A 20,052-nucleotide genomic window follows, 5' to 3' on the forward strand; every position below is an offset into this window, starting at 1 on the left:
ACCGCCTATTCCTTGGCCTTGATGTGCTTGAAGTACACGGACACTTCCGCCACTTCCACGCCCACCACGTTCATGATGTTCTTTTTCACCGTCCGCTTCACTTCGTCGGTGGTGTCCGGGATGTTGATCCCAGGCTCGATGGAAGCGTTGATCCGGACGCTGAGCTGGTTGTCCTTCAGCAGCTTTACCCGGCATTTGGCGCCGAACACCCCGTATACATCATTGGTGAACCCGGAAATGTAGTCTTCCATGGCCCGCTGGCTTACATGGATCTTCCCTTCCCGGTCGTTGTCAAAGGTCAGGTCGTTGCTGCCGCCCCGGCTCCAGCTGGCAAACAGCAGCCGGAGGCTCACCAGGAAAATCACCACCCCGCCGATGGTGTATTCCCAGCGTCCGGGGACCCGGGCGGCAAACTCTGTAAGCTCATGGACCGGGATGCCGTTGACGCTGACAATGACAATCAGCACCGCCACTGCTGCCATAATGATGGTGTACATGGTCAAAATGATCCGATCGAATATGCTCATGCTTCTCCCCCCGACGTTTCCTGGCCTTTGGGGTCAGATTCTCCTTCCGGCGGCCGGACCGGTTCTGGAGCTTCCTTTGCTTCTGGCTGTGCTTCCACCGATTCCCTGTTTTCCAGAGTTTCTTCCCCGGCAAAGGCGCCTTCCGGCAGGGACGGTCTGTCAGCCGGTTCTTCCTCCCATTTCTTCATCAGTTCATCCGTATCGTCTTTCTCCGCAAAGGCCTTTTCTTTTTTCTTCTTCACGCCTTCCACATGGATGTCCACCCCTGTGACTTCGTAGCCGGTCATGTTCTCCACGGCTTCCTTGACCTTTTCCTGGAGCTTGATGGCCACATCCGGGATGTTGAACCCGTAGGTGATGATCACATGGACCTCCACCCGCACCGTATGACCTTCCGTATAGACCTTGATGCCCTTGGAGAAATTCTGTTTGCCCAGCATGTCCGTGAGCCCTTCCCGGATGCCCCCGCTCATGCCGTAGACCCCGTTCACCTCTGAAGCGGCCAGCCCCGCCACAATGCTCAAGACTTCGTCGGCCACCTTGATGGCTCCCATATCGTCCGCGTCCGGACTGTTTTCCAACTGCGCCTGCTGTTTTACTTCTTCGTCGTTCATAGGCTTCTCCTCAAACGCAAGTTTATTCATTTTAATTATTTTATTATACCATATCCCGGGAAATGTGGGTAGGGCAGGGCTCTGCACTCTGCGCTCTTCACTCTTCACCTTACATATAGTATGATATAAGAAACGACAGAAAGCAGGTGATGGACATGACTTCCCCCTTCTGGTTCTTTTTGCTGTTCTGCCTGGCTCTGCCTGGAGCTTTGGGAGAAGGGGCCCCGGTGGACCCTTCCCAGGCTGACCCTCCCGAACAGGAGGAAAAGCGGACAGCCCCCTGGCTGGAGCTCCACGGAGACTACCGATATCTCTACGGCAAAGGCCGGTTTGCCGCCCGGACCCCCGCCAACCTGAAAAAAAGCCGCTGGCCCCGGAGGGACCAGGATGTATTCCTGCTCCAGCGGCGGCTGCGGCTGTTCCCGGTGGTCCACACCAGCCAGGAGACCCAGCTGAAATTCATGATCGAAGACAAACGGAACGACAAGGACCATACCCAGGACCATCACCCCTCCCTCTCTCGTGCTTATCTCCAGCACGAAAATGACCACACCAAATGGGAGCTGGGCCGGTTCAACCTGTATCTCATGGATGGGAACGTGATCGACAAACGGGTGGACGGGATCCGCACCAGCTTTGGGAAAAAGACGGACCCCGCCGGACGGACCACATTGTTTGCGGGCCAGACCACCGGAGACGACAACCTCCATCGGAAAACCGGCTGGTTCATCCAGGGAGAAAAACAATGGCGAAAACTGAACTTCCGGTCCGCCTTCCTGGATTTCCGCAACCGCCAGGACCAGCCTGCCAGCCTGCCCGCTCTCCAGGCTTTTGGTCTGGAACCGGAATCCAGCGGCAAAGGCTTTGACCGGCAGCAGATCTGGACCACTCGTTTGGAATACCAGCCCCGGGACCGATGGCTCTTCGACCTGGAACTGCTGGGGTCCAAAGGCTCCCATGGACAGGATGGATACCAGGAAAAGAAAACCGGCTTTGTGGCTGCGGTGACCTATGGGGAACTGGATGAACGGAAGGGCGGCACCTGGGAAACCTGGCTCCGGTACTATGACCAGCCCCAGTCCAGCATCCTGTACCATACCATGGACGGGGATACGGGATTTTTCCAGCGTCAGGGGTTCCGGGGCTGGGGCATCCGGATGGATTATGTGGTAGTCCCCGGCCTGGTCTGGGCCCTGGAAGGATTCCGGCTCCAGAACAAAAAAACAGGACCCTTCACCCGGGATTTCCGGGAGTGGGTCCTGGGGACCAGCGTGACAGCGTATTTTTAACCAAACCCTTCTTTGAGCCCCGCATAGTTCTCATAGCTGTCCCGCAGCATATGGATGACCTGGGCGGGGTCTTTTTGCAGCCAGTCCTGCCGCTTTTCCGGCATGATGGTGAACCAGGCCGGAGCTCTCAGGAGATTGTTCAGGGATCTGTACAACTGCTGTTCGGGGATTTTCTTCAGTTTCCCGGTCTCTGGCTGTACCTCATAGCCCTGTTCCCTGCCCTCTCCTTCGGCATTGACCAGGATTTCCAGCTGCCCGTTCCAGTCCATATCCAGCACCGCAAGGTTCACCATGCCCTCCCATCTGGGGACCCGGTCCCACTGTTCCCGGTTGGCCAGAAGGATCTGGAGCTGGTACCGAAGAGCACCGGGGGCCAGGGGCCGGGGTTCAGAGACACCGCCGGGCCACTCATGTCTGTGGGGAAGGTCCCGTTCACAGGCCAGAGCCGGAGCTGCTCCCAACAACAGAACGAGCAGTCCCCAGGCGGCACGTTTTTTAATGGATCCATCCATTGTTCCCCCTCCCTTCTTCGGCTCTCTTTACCTTTCAACCATCTGGCTCACGGTTCCTCCTGCCAGGTCCATATCATTGATCCTTCCCTGGACATTCTTGAAGGTACAGTCGATCAGTTCCAGCCGGGACTGGGCCACGGCGAAAAGGGGGAGATTGGTGCTGGTGTCTTTGAACAGGGTCTGGATGATCTTCATATCCCTGCACTCGATGGCATTGATCAGGCCATAGGTGCAGCTGCGGATCACACTGTCCCGGAGGGTAACGCTTTCACAGCCCAGGGCTTCGTACCCATAGGTCCCGCACCCGTACAGGTCCAGATTTTCCAGCCTTGCGTCCTGCACCAGATCCAGTTTCAGTACGGCTCCGCTGCAGCGGCCAGCCTGCAGGGAATGGCCGACCCGGAGATGGGCCAGCCGGAAGTTCTGACAGTTCCGGAAATGCAGCACCGGAGTATAGGGATCCTCTGTTACGATTTCTGCCGTGATCTTCTCCGTATCCTGGCCCCGGATGGTGAGATCCTGGAATCCGGCCAGCTCCAGGTCCTCATAGGCCATATACAAGCCTGGAGGGCTGAGGGGATTCCATGGGAATCTGTGGATCACCTGCTCCGCAGCGGTGCTGGCCAGCCAGGTGGACAGGTTGTAGCGGCCTGGTGCCAGGATGACTTCCGTATGGTCATCCAGGGCCTCCATCATTTCCTGTACATTGTGGACCAGGACGGTTTTCCGGGGAGCAGCAAAACCCCCGGCCGTCAACCCCAGAACCAGGACCAGACACAGCAGCAGAGCCCGTATCAGGTCCGTCCATAATTTACCGATCCGTTTCATCAACTGTCACCTCCCTATTCCTCCCGCACCACCAGGCTGCCGTCTTCTCCGCTGAGCTGGAGGATCTTCCGATGATACCCCTTCCGGTCGTAATAGGACAGGCCGGTGGCCCGGGCCGTCCCTTCCAGATTTATGGGGTAGTTGTATCGGGTACCCGGTTCCAGGTTCCCCAATGGTTCATCCGTTTCCACCTGCCAGGTCACCTGACCGCTGTCACTGACCTCTGCCACCTGGAGGGTGAGCAGGTGCACATCTTCCAGGGTCTCTCTGGGAATCACCGCCAGCAGGGGTTCTCTGAACTCGCCGGGCTGAATCAGGGAAAATTCCACGCTCCCTTTGCCCCACCAGGCCAGGGACTGCCAGGACAGCGTTTCCACCTTGCCCATCCGTTCTTTCTGAAGTTCGAAGAACTGCCCCGGTGTCATGGCCTGTTTCTTCGACAGGGCTCTGTCCGGGACTCCATGGTTGTTCCAGTACACTTCCTCCTTCTCCTCAACCGGGTCCCAGTTGGTGAAGGTACAGCTTTCGCACACCAGGTTCCCGTCCCCGTCGAGATGGTACTCGCCCAGGATGGAAAGCCCCGCGCCTCCGGCTCCCTGGTTCAGGAACCGCCCGTTTCCCAGATAATACCAGGCGTCCCGGTACCAGCCGCTGAACACCCGGTGGGGCCGGCCCTCCCGGAGGGTGAACAGGTTGGTGATCCTGTTGTCCTGGCCCGTCAGCAGTTCCGGCTCCCCGTTCCCGTTGCAGTCCAGCAGCTGGTACTTCACCTGTTCCAGCCCCTGGGCCGGGGACAGTTCCCGGATTCCCTCCCAGACAGCCACCAGGTCCTCCCGGTCCTCTCCATAAGAGTCAGGGTCTCTGCCTCCCTGGATCATATCATACAGGGTGTCCAGTTCCCGGCCATAGATTCCTTCTCCGCTGGAAGCTCCTGCCAGGACCGGCAGACCAGTAAGAAAAGCCATGAGGCACAGACAGGCCAGCGGCCTCCAAATGTCCTTTCTTTCCATGGCTCCTCCTTTTCAGAACTTTCCGCCGCCGCCCCCATGATCCTCATCGGTACTGTCGGCCTTGGCGTTTTCGCGGCTCTTCTTCGGCTTACGATGGACCGTCATGTACAGGTAGTTGTCCGCATTTTCTTCCAGCTGGAAGCTGTCCCGGTCCAGATAGACCCCGGCTTCCAGAGCCGGCATCACATTGTTCATCTGGCCGATGAGGATCCGGCGCACCAGGAATCCGATGCCCAGGGACACCGCCGCCCCAATGGCCAGGGCCAGGGGATTGAAGGCGTCGGCCGGATCATAGGGTTTGCCTTCTTTCTGGTAGTAGGCCAGCAGTTCATCCGTCCCTTTGGCAAACTGGCCGAAGGCTTTCGGATAGTTGTTCTTTTTCAGGGCCGGCAGGAATTTTCCGCTGAGGGCCTTGATGCCGGCTTTGTCGGTGATCATTTTCCGCATGCCGTTGTCGGTGGAAATGTACCAGTCCCGTTCCTTCATGGACAGGAGCAGTACCATATTCCCCTTGAGCCTGCTGTCTTTGATCTTGTCCAGCAGTACATTGGCGAACTCTCCGGTTTTTACGCCTCCGGTGCTTTTCACCGTGACCACCGCCAGCCGTACCTGATATTTCTGGTTCACCTGGTCCAGGGACTGCTGGAGGACTTTCTCTTCCTGGGGCCGCAGGAGATCAGCCTGATCCAGCACCAGGGCAGAGGCTGCCGATGCGGAAACGGCCATGCCCACCAGAAGCACCAGGAGTGCCAGGATGCGCAGTAACTTCTTCATGATGACCTCCTTACGTCAGAAACATCTTTGCCACAAAATACAGCGCCGGTGTGAGGATGGCCGCCACAGCCCCCATGATCATCAGGGATTTCTGGTTGTCATAGGGCAGTGTCCCCACCATCTTCCCGGTCTGTCCGTTCATCATAAAGGTGTAGGGTTTGTCCTGATACCGGGTGGTCAGGATCCACACCGGAGCCAGGGCATAGGCCACCTGGTCTTCTTCCTTCCGGACCACGCTGTCCTTGAGGATGGTCCGGTCATAGCCCCTGGCCTTGACGGTTTCTTCCAGCACCCCTACGGCGGACCGTTCCACCCGTTCATCGGCCCGGGGCACGGAAGCTTCCGCATCCACATCGTATTTATCCGCCAGGAAACCGGTGAGATAGGCCGGGCTGAAGGGCACCATCTGGGAATAATCGAAGGGTTCGATGCTTTCCATGTAGGTATCGTCCATTTTGCTGGACCCATCCACCGGAATCTTGTGGAAACTCATCCGGCCGCTGCGGATGCACTGGAACACCCGGGTTTCCGTAATGATCTCATCGCTGGTTTCCATCACATTGTCGTCTTCCCCCTGGAAGTCGGCACTGGCATGGATCTTGGAATCAAAGAGCCAGAAGGGCACGTACATGGGCTGGATGTCCTGGATCCGGTTGTTGGCCGTAAAGGCCGCCGGCAGCAGGCGCTTGCCCTTGTAGAATTCCTTCAGGGCCGCCACTGCATCTTCTTTGGTCTTTTGGAAGGGGATCACGTAATCCGGCTTCAGCATGCCGCTGAACCGGTTGGGAAGCATGGTGGGATTCCCGCAGTAGCAGCATTCGGTAGCCAGGGTGTTTTCGTCACAGACGATTTCCGCCCCGCAGGCGGAACAGGTGAAGGCTTTCAGGATGGCAGCTTCTTCCGTGCTCCATTCCTTGCCCGCCATTTCCGTATTCCAGCGTTCTTCTTTGGCCTCCTGGGCCGCTGCCGCCCGTTCCTGCTGCCGGGCAAAGAGGGCTTCCATCTGTGCCACGTCCAGTTTGGTATCGCAGTAGGGGCAGACCACCTGGCTTGCCCCCGGCTGGAATTCCAGGGGCCCGCCGCAGTTGGGACACTTGTAGGCAACAGAGGTATCGGTCATTTTCACTCACCTCCTGTTTCAGGTCTTGTCGTTGTCGTCAAAAGGATCTCCGCACTGGGGGCAGAATTTCGGGGGATGATGGGGATCGGGGGGCTGCCAGCCGCATTTGTCACAGCGGTACAGCGGTGCATCCTCCGGTTTTTTGGCTCCGCAGTTCATGCAGAATTTTCCCTGGTTCACCGTGCCGCAGCCGGGGCAGGTCCATCCCTGGGGCTGGGCTTCCGGTTTGGGAGCGCCGCATTCCATACAGAACTTCCCGGTATTCCCTTTGTGGCCGCAGGCGCAGTCCCAGGTCCCTGCCGGTTCCGCCTTTTTGGCGCCGCAGGCCATGCAGAACTTCCCGGTATTGCCCTTCTGGCCGCAGCTGCAGTCCCAGCTATTGGGAGCCGCCGCTCCTGGGGCAAACCCATTGGGCTGACGTGGTGCTTCTGCCGGCGGTGGGGCCGGCTGCTGGGCCGCCGCCTGGCCTGCCAGGGCCTGGAACATGTTCGCCCCGGCATTCCCTGCCATATTCATGCCCATGAACCCGAAGGCGGCTCCGGCGTTCTGGTTTCCTGCCGCTATCCTCATGGAATCGGTGCTGGAATCCACCACGGCCCCCATGGCTATCCGGGGATCGCTGCCCATGGTCATGCCCATCTGGACCTTCTGGATCTTTTCTTCATCCGCTTCATTGGCTTTGATATTGCTGATCCCGAAGGAAACGATTTCAATACCCCGGAGGTCCCGCCATTTTTTGCTCAGGACATCGTTGAGGGCTTCCGCCAGTTCAAAGGTATGGGCCATGATTTCCGTGTAGTCGATCCGCTGAGCGCTGAGCTGGGCAAAAGCCGGTGCCAGGGCCATGAGCAGTTCGCTTTTCATCTGGCTGTCCAGGGTTTCCCTGCGGTATTCGTCGAAATCGTTCCCGGCCACGTGGGTATAGAACAGGATGGGGTCCGTGATCCGGTAGCTGTATTCTCCGAAGCACCGGAGCAGGATGGTCAGCACCTGGCCAGTGGTGTCATCCTTCACCTTGAAGGGGATTTCGCTGGGAGTCCCGTATTTGTTCCCGATCAGTTCCTTGGTATTGAAATAGTATACCCGCTGATCCTTACCGGTATCCCCGCCGAAGGTGAACCGTTTCCCCATCTGTTTGAAGATTTCCTTCACATTGTCTTTCAGGTCTCCGGTAAAGATGGACGGTTCGGTGCTTTTGTCGTAGGTGTATTCCCCCGGTTCTGCACACAGATCCACCACCTTGCCGTTTTCCACTATCATCATGCACTGGCCGTTGTTCACAGCGATCCGGGATCCGTTGCTGATGATGTTGTCGTCGCCCTGGTTGGAGCTCCGGCTCCCGGTCCGTTTCTGGCCTTTCATCATCAGGATGTCCGGTGCCATCTGGCAGTAGAAAAACTCTTTCCATTGATCGGCCAGCACGCCGCCTACAGCGCCCATCCCTGCTTTGATCAGTCCCATAATTTACCTCTCTTTCTTCAATCCGTTCCTATTTTCCATATCTTCTACACTCTTCCCTCTTTTCTCCCCTACAGATCCATCCGGTACAGTTTGGCTTCGCCTTTCTCCCGGCTGATCCGGCGGTAGATCAGGATGGAATCGTTTTTCATGGGGGTGAGGATTTCCATGGTCAGTTTGGGTTCTGTCTTGAATTTCCCCAACAGCTTTCCATCCTTCTTGCGGTAAATCCAGTAGATGCCGCCTTCTTGTCCCAGCACCACCCGGTGCTCGGTGACCACGTACCCACGGCCTTCTTTGGTAAGAGGTCCCTCAAAGGACTGGATCAGCTGTCCGTCCTGCAGACTGTACTGCCGGACCACATTTTGATTTTCACCCTTGTCGTTTTTCATATACCCCATCAGGTATAATCCGTCCTTGTCCGCCCATTGTTTCTTGATGTTCAGTCCAGCCTTCCTTATCGCCTCTACGGTAAGGAGTTCCTTCCCCTTGGTAAGGGTCCCTTTGTCCAGGATCCCGGTCCAGTAGTCCCATTTTTGGGTAAAGACCACATCCTTCCCCTGATCGATGGGAATCAGAGTCGTGCCGGTGAAATCGGTGGGCACCATGGTCTTTCCGTCGTAATAATGCCAATAGGAAGCTTCATTTTTCTTTTCACGACTTTTATAATCCCCTTGTTTGTGCCAGTCATAGACAGTTCCGTTGGATACCACCAGTTTGTCCCGCCAGTAGGCCCGTTCATCCAGCACCTTCAGGTCACTGAGCGTCTCATCCTTGAAACTGACAGACCGGAGTTTGGTCCGGTATGTTTCGTCCTTGTTGTCGAAGCCGAAGAAGTAAATCCGGTCCCCGTCCACCGCCAGGGTGTCCGTCCACAGGATCTGGTCCTTGAAGGTCAGCCCGGTATATTCATAGATGTTCACCGTCCGGCCGTCTACTTTAAAACTGGATGCCACCGGGGTGCTGATTTTCTTCCGCACCGGCAGGTCGGCGTTGGGGTCTTCAGGGGTTCCTCCGCCCCCGTTTCCCCCACCGCAGCCGGATGCCAGGACACACAGGGTCAATGCTCCCAACAGAATTTGTTTCCATGTCTTTTTCATAGTATGCTCCTTTCTCCAGATATCCGTTCGTTCTCTTTCTGCTTTTATTGTACAGAATTTTCAGAAGGAACACACTGTACTAAAGTACAGGTTTTGGTAAAAAAGAAGTCAGACCCAGCCCCTTAAGGGCCGGGTCTGACTTCTTATTTCCTATTTACTTGAATCCGTCCCTGTCCTTCCGGCTTCCGATAGGCTTCGCTGACGCCCTGTTTCTGGACGTAATCAGCCAGGATTTCCACGTCGGACAGGCCCGGTTCCGCTACCAGGGTGGTGTCCCGGAACATGGTATAGCCGTTGCCCCCGTCGCTGAGGATGTAGCTGGTCCCGGCCACCAGATAGTCTTCCGCCGGATCCAGGGGTTTGCCGCCGATCATCACCTGGCGGACCCTCCGTTCCCCTTCCACCCGGGCGAAATTTCCCTGGTCATCCAGTTTCATCGGTGAGGGGATGGCCGGATCGTAGACAAAGGTCAGCCCGGATACCTGGAGGAACCCGCCGTTTTCTTCCGGCGCATGGGATACGCTCAGTTCCAGGGCATCCAGCAGCTGCTGGCCGGAAATACTCCGGAGCACCGCCTGGTTCCCAAAGGGGAACAGGGTCAGAAGGGTCTTCCGGGTCCAGGCGCCCCGGGGCAGACCGGACCGGAAGGAGCCCCCGTTGATCAGGGCCGCATCCGCCTTGAAACAGGTCCGGAAAGCATCTGCGGCAAAATCCCCCAGATTGGTTTCCTTCTGGCGCACAGCCCGCTGGCCCTCCAGGGAATCCACCAGTTCCACAGAGGATTCTCCCACCTTCTGGGACAGGGCCCGGTCCACTTTGGCCATTTCTTTCCGGACCAGTTTCTCCACCTGGGGATCCGGCTCCATCAGCTCCCGGACCAGTTCGCCCCGGATGGTACCGTCATCTTCGATGACCATACGCCCCAGACTTTGGAGTTTGGTGCCGGTCTGGGCCACCGGGATCATTTTCCCGTTCCGGTCCGGATAGAACACTTCGTACTGTTCGTGAGAATGGCCGTCGATGAGCCCGTCCACGCCGGTTACATGGGCCAGGAGTGCCCGGCTGCTCCATACGGGGATGGAACCGTCACTGCCCAGATGCGCCACCAGGATCACCGTATCCGCCCCTTGTTCCCGTGCTTCCTCCACCGTATCCTGGACCTGTCTGTAAAGCTTCACCCCTGCTTTGTCCTCACAGAATCCATAGATAAAATGGCCTTTTCCGTCCTGGAAGAACCGGGGCGTGGACGACACCAGGGTACCGGGGGTGGTGACCCCGATAAGCGCCACCTTCCGTTCTTTGAAGGGAAAGATCCGGTAGGGGGCCAGGACGGGTTTCCCGGTATCCAGCCGGACGAAGTTGCAGCTGGTGTACCCGCAGTCCAGTTTTTTGGCCAGGGACAGGAAGTTGTCCATGCCGTAATCGAATTCATGGTTGCCGGGAATGGCAAAATCATAGCCCGCCCCATTCAGGATCCGGACCATGGCCCGTCCGTCGGTGAGTTTCCCCAGGGGTTCCCCCTGGATGGCATCTCCGGCGTCCAGGAGCAGGGTCTGGGGATTCAGGGCTTTCTGTTTCTTTTTATAAGCCGCCACCCGGGCCAGGGTCAGGTTCCTGTCCACCCCGCAATGGATGTCGTTGGTGTGGAGCAGCACCACCTGGGCCCAGGCCTGGAGAGGCAGCAGAAGGGCAAAGAGGGCGGCAGAAGCGCCGGCCCGCAGGAATTTCTTGCGGTTGAGCATGGTTTTCTCCTCTCTTTTTTACAGCCGGTCAAATACTTTTTCCACCATGGGCCACAGCCGGTCCTGATCCACGGCAAAGACGATCCGGGCCTTCTGGGTACCTTCCGGTCCAAAGCCCCGGTAAGCCAGCGTATCTCCATAGCCCGGTCCGTACTGGTCATTCACATCCACCGGCAGGGTTTCTTCCCGGGTGATCACCAGGGGATCGATGACCACGGCAGCGGCCAGCACATCCCAGATATAGCTGGAAAAGCCCGGATCCTGCTGGAACAGAGGCCCTGCCCAGTAATCCTTCCACATGGCACGGGCCCAGGGCTGGGTGATTTTCCCCGTAAGCACCTGATATTCCTGCCGGCTCAGTTTGGCCGTATTGCATACATCCAGCGGCAGGAACACCTGTTCCGTCCAGGGTGCCCGGTACACTTTCCGGGCCGATTCCGGATCGATCCATACATTGAATTCTCCGTGGGGCATCACATTGCCTTCCACCATGAAGGCTCCGGCCATGTACACCACCCGTTTCACCTTTCCGGCAATGGACGGATCCCGGTCCAGGGCTGCCGCCAGGTTGGCTCCACTTCCAATGGCCACCAGGGTCACCTCTCCAGGATTCTTCCGGATGGTCCGGACAATGAAATCGGCTGCCGCCTCCTTCCGGGGCTGCAGTTCCGGTTCCCGGTGGTACCGTTCCCGGTATACCTGCTGCCAGGAAGCCGGACGGGGATAGCCGGCGGCTCCTTTATGGCTGTCGAAATTCTGTCCGTACAGGCGTTTTTCTTCCGCCATATGGGCAAACCGGTCTTTCCGGGTGGGTTCATTCACCCCCATAAACACCGGGATATCCTTCCGTCCCATCCCTTCCAACTGACGGATGGCCGCTGCGGTCCCGGTTTCCACCCAGGTGTTCCCAAAGACGATGGTCACCCCTTCCAACTGGATGTTGGGGGCCTGGGCCAGCATCATCATGGCCACCCCGTCATCCAGCAGTTCCACCATATCCGTATCCAGGATCACCTTTTCCTTCTCAGCCGCCAGCCCCCGCCCCAAAGGGGCCAGGACCGCAAGCGCCAGGATCCCCACAATACGAAAGAATTTTCTGAAATCATTCTGTATCTTCATTGTCTTCACCTCCTGTCTCCAGTATACCGGAAGCAGGAGATTTCCGCACTGTACTAAAGTACAGGGTTGAGAAAAATGGAGGGGTTTTGCACAAAAAGTACAACACCCCTCCATTTTGTCAGCTGTCAACGGTCAGCGGTCAGCGGCCGATAGAAATCAATTTTCAAATTGATTTTTAAACAGCATAAACCGTAGGAGGCGCAGGCCCGGCGCCCCGCAGAACACATGGTCAACTTCTGATTTGGCGGGCAGCCGGGCCTGCTGCCCCTACAGGTACGATTTATCCAATTGTTGCCCTTGTTCAAAGCCAGTTTACTGGCTTCCTTCGGCAGTTGACAGTTGACTGCTGACAGGGTCTGTTGCCCCAGCAACAGACCTACTCCCTCCCCGCATACCCTTTCTCTGCCGCTTCCACAGCCAGTCCCACCAGGCTTTTGTGGCCGGTTTTGCTGAGCATGTTGCTGATGTGGAAGCTGACGGTCCGGCGGGTCAGCTGCAGCCGGTCGGCGATTTCCTGATAGCTCAGGTTCTGGCAGACCAGGTGCAGGATCTGGATTTCCCGCTGGGTCAGGGTGGCGTTGTAAAATCCAAAGGTGGTCCGTTCCTGTACATCCGGGAACAGATGCTCCCCCTCCATGGTACGGTGGATGCAGTCCACGAACTGGTCTGCAGCACTTTCTTTGTAGATGAAACTGTCCGCCCCCGCCTCCTGGGCCAGTTCCACAAAATGCACATCCTGGAAACCGGTCATGATGATGACTTTGATCTGGGGAAAATGCTTTTTGATCTTCCGGGTACATTCGATCCCGCTGGTCTTCCCTTCCATGCAGATATCCATCAGTACCACATGGGGCTTCAGCCGGACGCAGGCTGTTTCCACCATTTCCGAAAAGGGCAGCTGCCCCACCACCTCCAGGTCTTCATACGGTTCCAGCAGCCTGGCCAGCCCATCCAGCAGGATTTTCTGGTCATCCACCAGCAGAATACGGATCATCGTTCGTCCCTTCCTTTTCTTCCATCCCAAAACGGATTTTCAGTATAAAATGAGGGGTCCCGGAAACGTCCAGTTTCCCGCCCCGGCTTTCCACTTTTTCCCGGATCCCGGTAAGCCCGCCTCCTGCCTGGACGGGTCCGGTGCAGCCCAGTCCATTGTCCTGGATCAGAAGGTTTTCTTCGTCCAGGACCAGAGCCACCTGGCTGGCCCGCCCATGGCAGACGGCATTGGTCAGGGCTTCCCGGATGATCTGCACATACAGTTCCCCTTTCCATTCCTCCTCCGGCAGATTTCCCCGCACGGTGACCAGTACCCCCAGCTTCCGGTACACAGAAACCAGTTCAGCCAGCCGCACCTGGGGTTTCACCCGGATTTCCTGCCGCACATCAGAAAGCATGTTGACCAAAAGGGGCATGATTCGCTGGTAATCGGCGAAATCCCTGTTGTTCAGCACCTGCTGGAGCAGGCTGATCCGCATCCCCATCAGATCATGGATCCGGATCCGGATTTCCCGGAGGGTTTCCCGGCTCTGGATTTCCTGGACATGCTGGAGCAGTTCCTTCAGCTCAGCATTTTTCTGCTGCAGCTGCCGGTTCTGCTGGTCCAGGGACTGGTTCAGCCGCTGGAGTTCCGTGACATCACTGGCAGTCAGCTGCCAGTGGGACTGCCCCTGGAAATAGATCTTGACCCGCTGGAACAGCAGCCAGCGGCCGTCCGGCAGCCGGAAAAGCAGCCCTCTGCCCTGGTTTTCCCGATGCAGCCCGGGCCTGCGGACTTCCTGGAGCAGGTGCCACAGCATATTGCCGTTCCGGATCCCCACCCCCAGGACACTTTCCGTATACCGGAACAGGGCCCGGTTCATCAGCACCGGTTCGCCGCTAGCCAGCGAGATCAGGACCCCTTCCTCTAAAGAATCAATGGCTTCCTGGATGGAATACTCCGTGATCTGCATCCGTTTTTCCTGGATGGTTTCCGGCAGGAGATCCAGGGACCGCACCAGAAAAAGCCCCAGGGCCAGGCCCATCTCCCAGGGATAGCTCCCGTCGAAAAAGGGCAGGATCGCCATTCCGGCCAGGCACAGGGACAGACACCTGATTGAATCTCCCTGCTGCCACAGGGCCAGCACCAGGAGACTGCCGCCAAGGACCAGACGGAACCCCGTACCATAGGGCTCTTCCCGACCCAGCTGGATATCCTGGATCAGATCGCTTTCCAGGAGGATCAGGAGGACCAGGATCACCCCTTCCAGCGCTTTCCGGCGGCGAAACCGGAACCGGGGAAGGGGCTGGAGGAAATAGATCAGGAGGCTCTGGCTCATCAGCCCCACAAAGCCCAGCAGCACCAGCACCCGGTGGAACAGAGGTCCCAGCTTTACAAAATCTACCATGATCCGTCCCCCTTCTGGTGCTGAAGAACCAGACTGCTCCCGTATTCCAGTTCCCGGCAGAACAGGCCCCTGCCATAACGAGATTGATGCTGCGCCACAAATTCCCGGACCCAGGGCCGGGGATCCCAGAGCAGGGACAGCTCCCATCCCTTCTCACTTTCTTTGAAGCAGCAGATCTGGGAACTTTCCCCCTGGCGCACCGCCTCTTCCGAAGCCTCCTCCAGCAGCTGGAAGAAAGCCAGGGACGTTGTCACCGGCAGCTGCCCCTCCAGACGATCGTCCACCAGCGTCTTCAGTCCGGTCCGTTCCAGGTAATGGCAGAGTTCCCGGACCGCCAGCTGCAGTTCCCGGACCGGCAGGCTGTTGTCTTCCCGTCCCCGGAGCAGCAGGACACATTCTTTCTTCAAATAACAAGCCAGCACATTGAGCCGTGCCACCATCTGCCGGATGCCCTCTCCTGGTTGGGCCTGCTCCAGGGCCCGGGCATACTGCAGGAAAAGGGGCCCTTTGCTCTGGAGTATGCCCTCCACTTCCTCATAAATCCGTTGCCGGGTCTGCTGATGGATCCGTTCCCGCCGGATCTTTTCCCAGTTCCGCCGCAGCCGGTAGACCCGCTGCAGGGTCTGGGCCGTCAGTTCCAGTTTTTTCTTTTTTTGGCGCAGTTCGCCCATGTCCTGGTACCATACCACCTGTCCCCCGGAAATGGGCATGGTCCTCCGCTGCCAGTCTCCGTCCGGAGGGACGGGCAATTGTTGGCACTGGTACACCGTCCGTCCCTGCCGGTCCAGGATGGTCAGCCCCAGGCGGGAATGGAGAAAGCAGTCCCGATACTGGCTGTTCCCCGGCAGCAGCCGGGACCGGAGCAGGGCTTCCATCCAGAGGAAACCGAAAAATGCCGTCCACAGGACCAGTTCACTCCGGAAGATCCAGGAAACCCGCAGGATATAGCCGGCAATGTATCCTCCGTACAGCAGGATGACCGTAAAGGGCTGCCACAGCCTCTCCAGACTGATTTTTTCCCGGAAAGCCCTCCAGCACAGCCACCCATTGGCCAGAAGCAGCTGGGCCAGATAACTGAACAGGATCAGGTAATACACAAAGCCATAGGTATAGATATCCTGGTGGGGATTGGTACTGGGCTGGATCTGGAACACCAGCTGATGCCAGTCATTGGTCAGGGCCAGCCCGGCTAAAAGAAGGTCAACAAGCAGCAGGCCCTGGAGCCAGCGGGGAAGAGCCCTGTCTTCCGGTCTCCGGTTGCTGGCATAGCTGATCCAGACCACCAGAAAAGCCAGCAGCCCCATGCAGGGATAATAGCCGTACCAGAGCAGGCGGGCCAGGGCAGCCCAGCCGGTAATCAGGGTCAGCCGCAGCAGCCGGATGGTCAGCCAGACCAGCCACACCCAGATGCTCCAGCCCACCGCCTCCCGGGCCCCCAGCTGGAAGATCCGTTCCCGGAGGGACCCACCCCACAGGATCACCCCGATCATTATGATCAGATACAATACAGGCAGAGGAATGCCAAACCGGGGTTCCTGCAGGAACGGCAGGAGCTCTGTCATTTCCTGTAAAAATTGCTCCATGGTCCCCTCCCTCCTGTCAAGCTAAGTGATTAGCATGACTTTTTCCTCATTATACCATGAAGGAAAGGGAAAGAAAAAGGGACTGCTGCCTGCGGTATGCGGCAACCAGTTTTTGCAGCATATTCAAAAATTTGCCTGCAAATTCAACATTTGGCTCCAGCCTTCAGGCTCCAGACTTAAGCCGCTATGCGTCTCTACGACTAGGGGGTTGTTGCACAGAACGTGCAACAACCCCATCCCGGCCTCCCTCTTCACTCTTCCCTATTTTCTTTTTTCACGGTACAATAGAAAGAGGAATCTGATAAAAGGAGGCCTTACCATGCTCGTCCACCATCTGTTGTCCTTTGGTGAACCGGACCGGCTGGCGGTCTTTGACCAGGGCCGTTCCTATACCTACCTGGATCTCCGTACTCTGGTCCGTCAATGCCGGAATGCCCTGTATGCCCAGGGGATCCGGCAGCAGACCCGTGTTGCCATTTTTTCCCGGAAAACCGTCCACTATATCGTTGCTTATCTGGCCCTGGCTTCCCTGGGCGCCATTGCCGTACCCATCAACAGCCAGCTGAGCCAGCGGGAAGTGGGATTCATCCTCCGGGATTCTGAGTCCAGTTTACTGCTCTATACCGGTAATCCTTTTGCCTGGAACGCCCTGGAAGCCACGGCGGATCTGGAGGGATCCATCCGCCAGCTGCCTCTGGACGGGTATCTGGACAGCCCGGCCCCGGAAGCGCCGTCTCTTTCGGAAACCTTCACGGACCAGGAGCCTTTCCTCATCATCTATACTTCCGGCACCACCGGCCGGCCCAAAGGGGCTCTGCTGTCCCACGCCAATGTGACCTGCAACGCCCGCCAGTTCCAGGAAATCCTCCGCATCACCCCAGAGGACCGGGTGCTGGCGGTGCTGCCCCTGTACCACTGTTTCTGCCTGATCACCGCCTTGATCAATCCACTGCTGGTGGGAGCCTCCCTCTTCCTGTATGACAGCGTGAACCTGAAGGACATTGTCCATTTCATCCGGGACCAGCAGCTGACGGTGCTGTACCTGGTGCCTTCCCTCTGTTCCCTGCTCATCCGCCGGGGACAGCCGGAGGACCTGACCTCCGTCCGGTACACCGTGGTGGGAGGCACCGCCATGCCGCTTTCCCTTCTCCAGGCTTTTGAAGCCCGGTACCATCAGCCCATCATTGAAGGATACGGCCTTTCGGAAGCTTCGCCGGTGGTGTCCGTCAATCCCCCGGAGAAGGTGAAAAGCGGCACCATTGGCCTGCCCCTGCCGGAGATCCAGGTGAAGGTGGTGGATCCGGAGGGACGGGAAATGCCCCAGGGCAGCCGGGGCGAACTGCTGGTCAAAGGACCCAATGTGATGCTGGGCTACTGGCATCTGCCGGAAGCCACGGCAGATGCCCTGGTGGACGGATGGCTCCACACAGGCGATGTGGTGGTGGAAGATCAGGACGGATACCTGCGGATCGTGGACCGTCTGAAGGACATGATCATCAGCATGGGGGAAAACATCTATCCCCGGGAAATCGAAGAACTGGTCTATGCCTACCCGGGCATCGACGAAGCGGCGGTCATCGGCATCCCGGACAAGCTCCGGGGCCAGGCCGGATGCTGCTTCTACACGGTCCGGGAAGGGGAAACCGTGGACCCCAGGGCCCTGAAAAAATACCTGCAGCAGAATCTGGCCATCTACAAAGTCCCCCGGGTATTCCGCCAGCTGGAAGCCATGCCCCACCTGGCAACGGGGAAAATCGCGAAGAAGGAACTTAGATGAAAAAGGAGTACTGCACATGAGCGTGCAGTACTCCTTTTTTGTCAGCTGACCGTTGACAGGGCTGTTGCTCACGCAACAGCCCCATTTTTTTATCCCCTTACCAACCGGTAGTACTTCTTCTTCCCCTTCCGGAGCAGCAGGCTTTCTTTGCCGTCGAACAGAGTGTCGTCCACAACGGTGTCCACGTCGGTGATCTTGGCATCTTCGATGGACAGGCCGTTCTGCTGCATCAGCCGGCGGCCTTCGCTCTTGGTGGCGATCACCTTGTTTTCTGCCAGGAGATCCAGCAGACGGCAGCCCCATTCGTCCTTCCGGACGGTGATGGTAGGCACATTGTCCATGTTGCTGCCAGAACCGAACAACGCTTCCGTGGCGTTTTTCGCCTTTTCCGCTTCTGCTTCCCCATGGACGATCTTGGTCACCTCGTAGGCCAATACCTTCTTGGCTTCGTTGATTTCCGCACCCTGGAGAGCCCCCAGCCGCCGGACTTCATCCATGGGCAGGAAAGTCAGCAGCGCCAGGCATTTTTCCACATCCGCATCGTCGATATTCCGCCAGTACTGGTAGAAATCGTAAGGAGAGAATTTCTCCGGATCCAGCCACACAGCGCCGCCTACGGTCTTGCCCATTTTCTGGCCCTGGCTGTTGGTCAGAAGAGTGTTGGTCATGCAGTAGGCAGGCTGGCGGTCCTTCCGGCGGATCAATTCCACCCCGGCGATCATGTTGGACCACTGGTCGTCCCCGCCCAGTTCCATGACGCAGTTGTATTTCTTGTGCAGGGTATAGAAGTCATAGGCCTGCATGATCATGTAGTTCATTTCGAAGAAGGTCAGCCCGTTGTCGCTGGCCAGACGGGTTTTGTAGCAGTCAGCGGCCAGCATCCGGTTCACGGAGAAATGGACCCCTACGCTCCGGAGCATGTTCACATAGTTCAGCTTCAGCAGCCAGTCGGCGTTGTTGGCTACAATGGCCTTCCCTTCGGACAGGTCGATGAACCGGCCGATCTGTTTCTTGAAGCATTCGATATTGTGGTTGATGAATTCCGGGGTAAGCATCTTCCGCATTTCATTCTTGCCGCTGGGGTCTCCGACCATACCGGTGCCCCCGCCCAGCAGGATAATGGGACGGTGGCCGGCCCGCTGCATATGGGCCATGACCATCAGGGCGATGAAGTGACCAACATGGAGGCTGTCCGCAGTAGGGTCAAAGCCAATATAGAAAGTGATCTTTTCCTTTCCCAGCAGTTCTCTGATTTCATCCGGGTGGGACATCTGTTTCAGGTATCCCCGTTCTTCCAGTACATCCAATACGTTCATGGAACATCCTCCTGTAGCAATTTTCAACACAAAAAAGCCGGCTGGCCCGGCCGATGGCAGCCTGACCAGCCCGGTTCCTTATTTCTTGGGTATTTCAGACGTGCAATGAGGGCAGCGGGTAGCTTCCGGATCCACCGGCATTTTGCAGAACGGACACAGGGTGGGTTCTGCTTTGGGTTCTTCTTTCTTGAACCGGTTCATCAGGGACACCAGGCAGAAGATCACAAAGGCCATGATGATGAAATCGATGACATTGGTGATGAAGCTGCCATAGGCGATCACCGGCAGGTTGGCGGCTTTGGCTTCCGCCAGGGTATTCACCTTTTTGCTGGACAGATTGATGAACAGGTCAGAAAAATCCACGCCCCCGATCAGGATCCCCAGAGGGGGCATGATAATGTCGTTGACCACGGAAGAGACAATCTTCCCGAAAGCACCCCCGATGATAACACCGACGGCCATGTCCACCACGTTGCCCCGGAGGGCGAAGTCTTTGAATTCCTTGAAAAAGCTCCCCATCATTGTTCTCCTTTATTTTTTCGGCGGCAGGATTTCCAGCCAGTAGTTGTCCGGATCGGTGATGAAATAAATCCCCATAGCCGGGTTTTCAAAACAGATGCAGCCCATTTTTTCATGCTTGGCATGGGCGGCGGCAAAGTCGTCGGTTTCAAAGGCCAGGTGGAATTCATTGTCCCCCAGGTTGTAGGGTTCCTTCCGGTCCTTCAGCCAGGTCAGTTCCAGCAGATGGCTGGTCTGATGGTCCCCCAGGTACACAATGGTGAAATCCGGGGTTTCGATCCGCCGGGTCTCTTCCAGGCCCAGGGCTTCCTTATAAAAAGCCAGGGATTTCTGAAGGTCCAGCACATTGAAGTTGTTGTGGACAAATTTGAAGTTCATGGATT

General features: G+C 57.4%; 19 protein-coding genes. 2 read left to right on the plus strand and 17 right to left on the minus strand.

The window, feature by feature from the left end:
- Nucleotides 1-5 precede the first annotated feature (5 nt).
- Together amaP and ACTQY5_RS01510 are read right to left on the minus strand one after the other, a co-directional pair.
- Nucleotides 6-527, minus strand: coding sequence for an alkaline shock response membrane anchor protein AmaP (gene amaP, locus ACTQY5_RS01505; RefSeq protein ID WP_329777440.1), 522 nt, complete (start codon nt 525-527; stop codon nt 6-8).
- Nucleotides 524-1,141 carry an Asp23/Gls24 family envelope stress response protein gene (locus ACTQY5_RS01510; protein WP_441368690.1) on the minus strand — a complete coding sequence of 206 codons (618 nt, stop codon included), beginning with the start codon at nt 1,139-1,141 and terminating at the stop codon, nt 524-526. Before ACTQY5_RS01510 ends, amaP begins: the two co-directional genes overlap by 4 nt.
- A gap of 149 nt (nt 1,142-1,290) precedes the next feature.
- Between ACTQY5_RS01510 and ACTQY5_RS01515 the strand changes: the two genes are divergently transcribed.
- The gene (locus ACTQY5_RS01515) at nt 1,291-2,430 is read left to right on the plus strand and encodes a hypothetical protein (RefSeq protein WP_441368691.1); all 1,140 of its coding nucleotides are present in this window, start codon (nt 1,291-1,293) and stop codon (nt 2,428-2,430) included.
- On the opposite strand, the gene ACTQY5_RS01520 is transcribed toward ACTQY5_RS01515, so the two are convergent.
- The 12 genes from ACTQY5_RS01520 to ACTQY5_RS01575 all read right to left on the minus strand — a co-directional run bounded on the left by ACTQY5_RS01520 (nt 2,427) and on the right by ACTQY5_RS01575 (nt 16,057).
- Nucleotides 2,427-2,942, minus strand: a complete 516-nt coding sequence (locus ACTQY5_RS01520; RefSeq protein ID WP_022488108.1) for a hypothetical protein — start codon at nt 2,940-2,942, stop codon at nt 2,427-2,429. The genes ACTQY5_RS01515 and ACTQY5_RS01520 overlap by 4 nt on opposite strands.
- A gap of 27 nt (nt 2,943-2,969) precedes the next feature.
- A complete protein-coding gene (locus ACTQY5_RS01525; protein ID WP_022488109.1) occupies nt 2,970-3,770 on the minus strand; it encodes a hypothetical protein in 801 nt (266 codons plus the stop codon).
- A gap of 14 nt (nt 3,771-3,784) precedes the next feature.
- Entirely contained in the window at nt 3,785-4,780 is a 996-nt protein-coding gene (locus ACTQY5_RS01530; protein WP_288310121.1) for a hypothetical protein, read from the minus strand.
- Between the two features lie 12 nt (nt 4,781-4,792).
- The gene (locus ACTQY5_RS01535; protein WP_022488111.1) at nt 4,793-5,554 is read right to left on the minus strand and encodes a TPM domain-containing protein; all 762 of its coding nucleotides are present in this window, start codon (nt 5,552-5,554) and stop codon (nt 4,793-4,795) included.
- Between the two features lie 10 nt (nt 5,555-5,564).
- Nucleotides 5,565-6,674 carry a TFIIB-type zinc ribbon-containing protein gene (locus ACTQY5_RS01540; RefSeq protein ID WP_022488112.1) on the minus strand — a complete coding sequence of 370 codons (1,110 nt, stop codon included), beginning with the start codon at nt 6,672-6,674 and terminating at the stop codon, nt 5,565-5,567.
- A gap of 18 nt (nt 6,675-6,692) precedes the next feature.
- On the minus strand, nt 6,693-8,135 hold the full coding sequence (locus tag ACTQY5_RS01545) for an SPFH domain-containing protein (RefSeq protein WP_441368692.1): 1,443 nt from the start codon (nt 8,133-8,135) through the stop codon (nt 6,693-6,695).
- Nucleotides 8,136-8,203: 68 nt separating this feature from the next.
- Entirely contained in the window at nt 8,204-9,232 is a 1,029-nt protein-coding gene (locus tag ACTQY5_RS01550; protein ID WP_154488171.1) for a hypothetical protein, read from the minus strand.
- Between the two features lie 143 nt (nt 9,233-9,375).
- Nucleotides 9,376-10,974, minus strand: coding sequence for a bifunctional metallophosphatase/5'-nucleotidase (locus tag ACTQY5_RS01555; RefSeq protein ID WP_441368693.1), 1,599 nt, complete (start codon nt 10,972-10,974; stop codon nt 9,376-9,378).
- 18 nt (nt 10,975-10,992) lie between these two features.
- Nucleotides 10,993-12,093, minus strand: coding sequence for a nucleoside hydrolase (locus tag ACTQY5_RS01560; RefSeq protein ID WP_012938210.1), 1,101 nt, complete (start codon nt 12,091-12,093; stop codon nt 10,993-10,995).
- A gap of 376 nt (nt 12,094-12,469) precedes the next feature.
- Nucleotides 12,470-13,087, minus strand: a complete 618-nt coding sequence (locus ACTQY5_RS01565) for a response regulator (protein ID WP_441368694.1) — start codon at nt 13,085-13,087, stop codon at nt 12,470-12,472.
- Nucleotides 13,062-14,474 (minus strand): sensor histidine kinase, encoded by a 1,413-nt coding sequence (locus ACTQY5_RS01570; RefSeq protein WP_303225037.1) that lies wholly within the window; start codon nt 14,472-14,474, stop codon nt 13,062-13,064. The genes ACTQY5_RS01565 and ACTQY5_RS01570 overlap by 26 nt, the downstream gene beginning before the upstream one ends.
- Entirely contained in the window at nt 14,468-16,057 is a 1,590-nt protein-coding gene (locus ACTQY5_RS01575; RefSeq protein ID WP_441368695.1) for a hypothetical protein, read from the minus strand. Before ACTQY5_RS01575 ends, ACTQY5_RS01570 begins: the two co-directional genes overlap by 7 nt.
- 319 nt (nt 16,058-16,376) lie before the next feature.
- Between ACTQY5_RS01575 and ACTQY5_RS01580 the strand changes: the two genes are divergently transcribed.
- Nucleotides 16,377-17,834: a class I adenylate-forming enzyme family protein gene (locus ACTQY5_RS01580; protein WP_022487604.1), complete on the plus strand. Its 1,458-nt coding sequence runs from the start codon at nt 16,377-16,379 to the stop codon at nt 17,832-17,834.
- 89 nt (nt 17,835-17,923) lie between these two features.
- Here ACTQY5_RS01580 and tyrS read toward each other — a convergent pair whose 3' ends face one another.
- The 3 genes from tyrS to ACTQY5_RS01595 all read right to left on the minus strand — a co-directional run bounded on the left by tyrS (nt 17,924) and on the right by ACTQY5_RS01595 (nt 20,047).
- Entirely contained in the window at nt 17,924-19,150 is a 1,227-nt protein-coding gene (gene tyrS, locus ACTQY5_RS01585; RefSeq protein WP_441368696.1) for a tyrosine--tRNA ligase, read from the minus strand.
- A gap of 78 nt (nt 19,151-19,228) precedes the next feature.
- A complete protein-coding gene (gene mscL, locus ACTQY5_RS01590; RefSeq protein WP_195839627.1) occupies nt 19,229-19,669 on the minus strand; it encodes a large conductance mechanosensitive channel protein MscL in 441 nt (146 codons plus the stop codon).
- A 12-nt stretch (nt 19,670-19,681) separates the two neighbouring features.
- Nucleotides 19,682-20,047 carry a VOC family protein gene (locus ACTQY5_RS01595; RefSeq protein WP_012938203.1) on the minus strand — a complete coding sequence of 122 codons (366 nt, stop codon included), beginning with the start codon at nt 20,045-20,047 and terminating at the stop codon, nt 19,682-19,684.
- Nucleotides 20,048-20,052 lie beyond the last annotated feature (5 nt).

Origin of the sequence: Acidaminococcus sp. HCP3S3_H5 (genome assembly GCF_052122235.1) — a bacterium.
In the GTDB taxonomy this organism is placed as follows: domain Bacteria; phylum Bacillota; class Negativicutes; order Acidaminococcales; family Acidaminococcaceae; genus Acidaminococcus.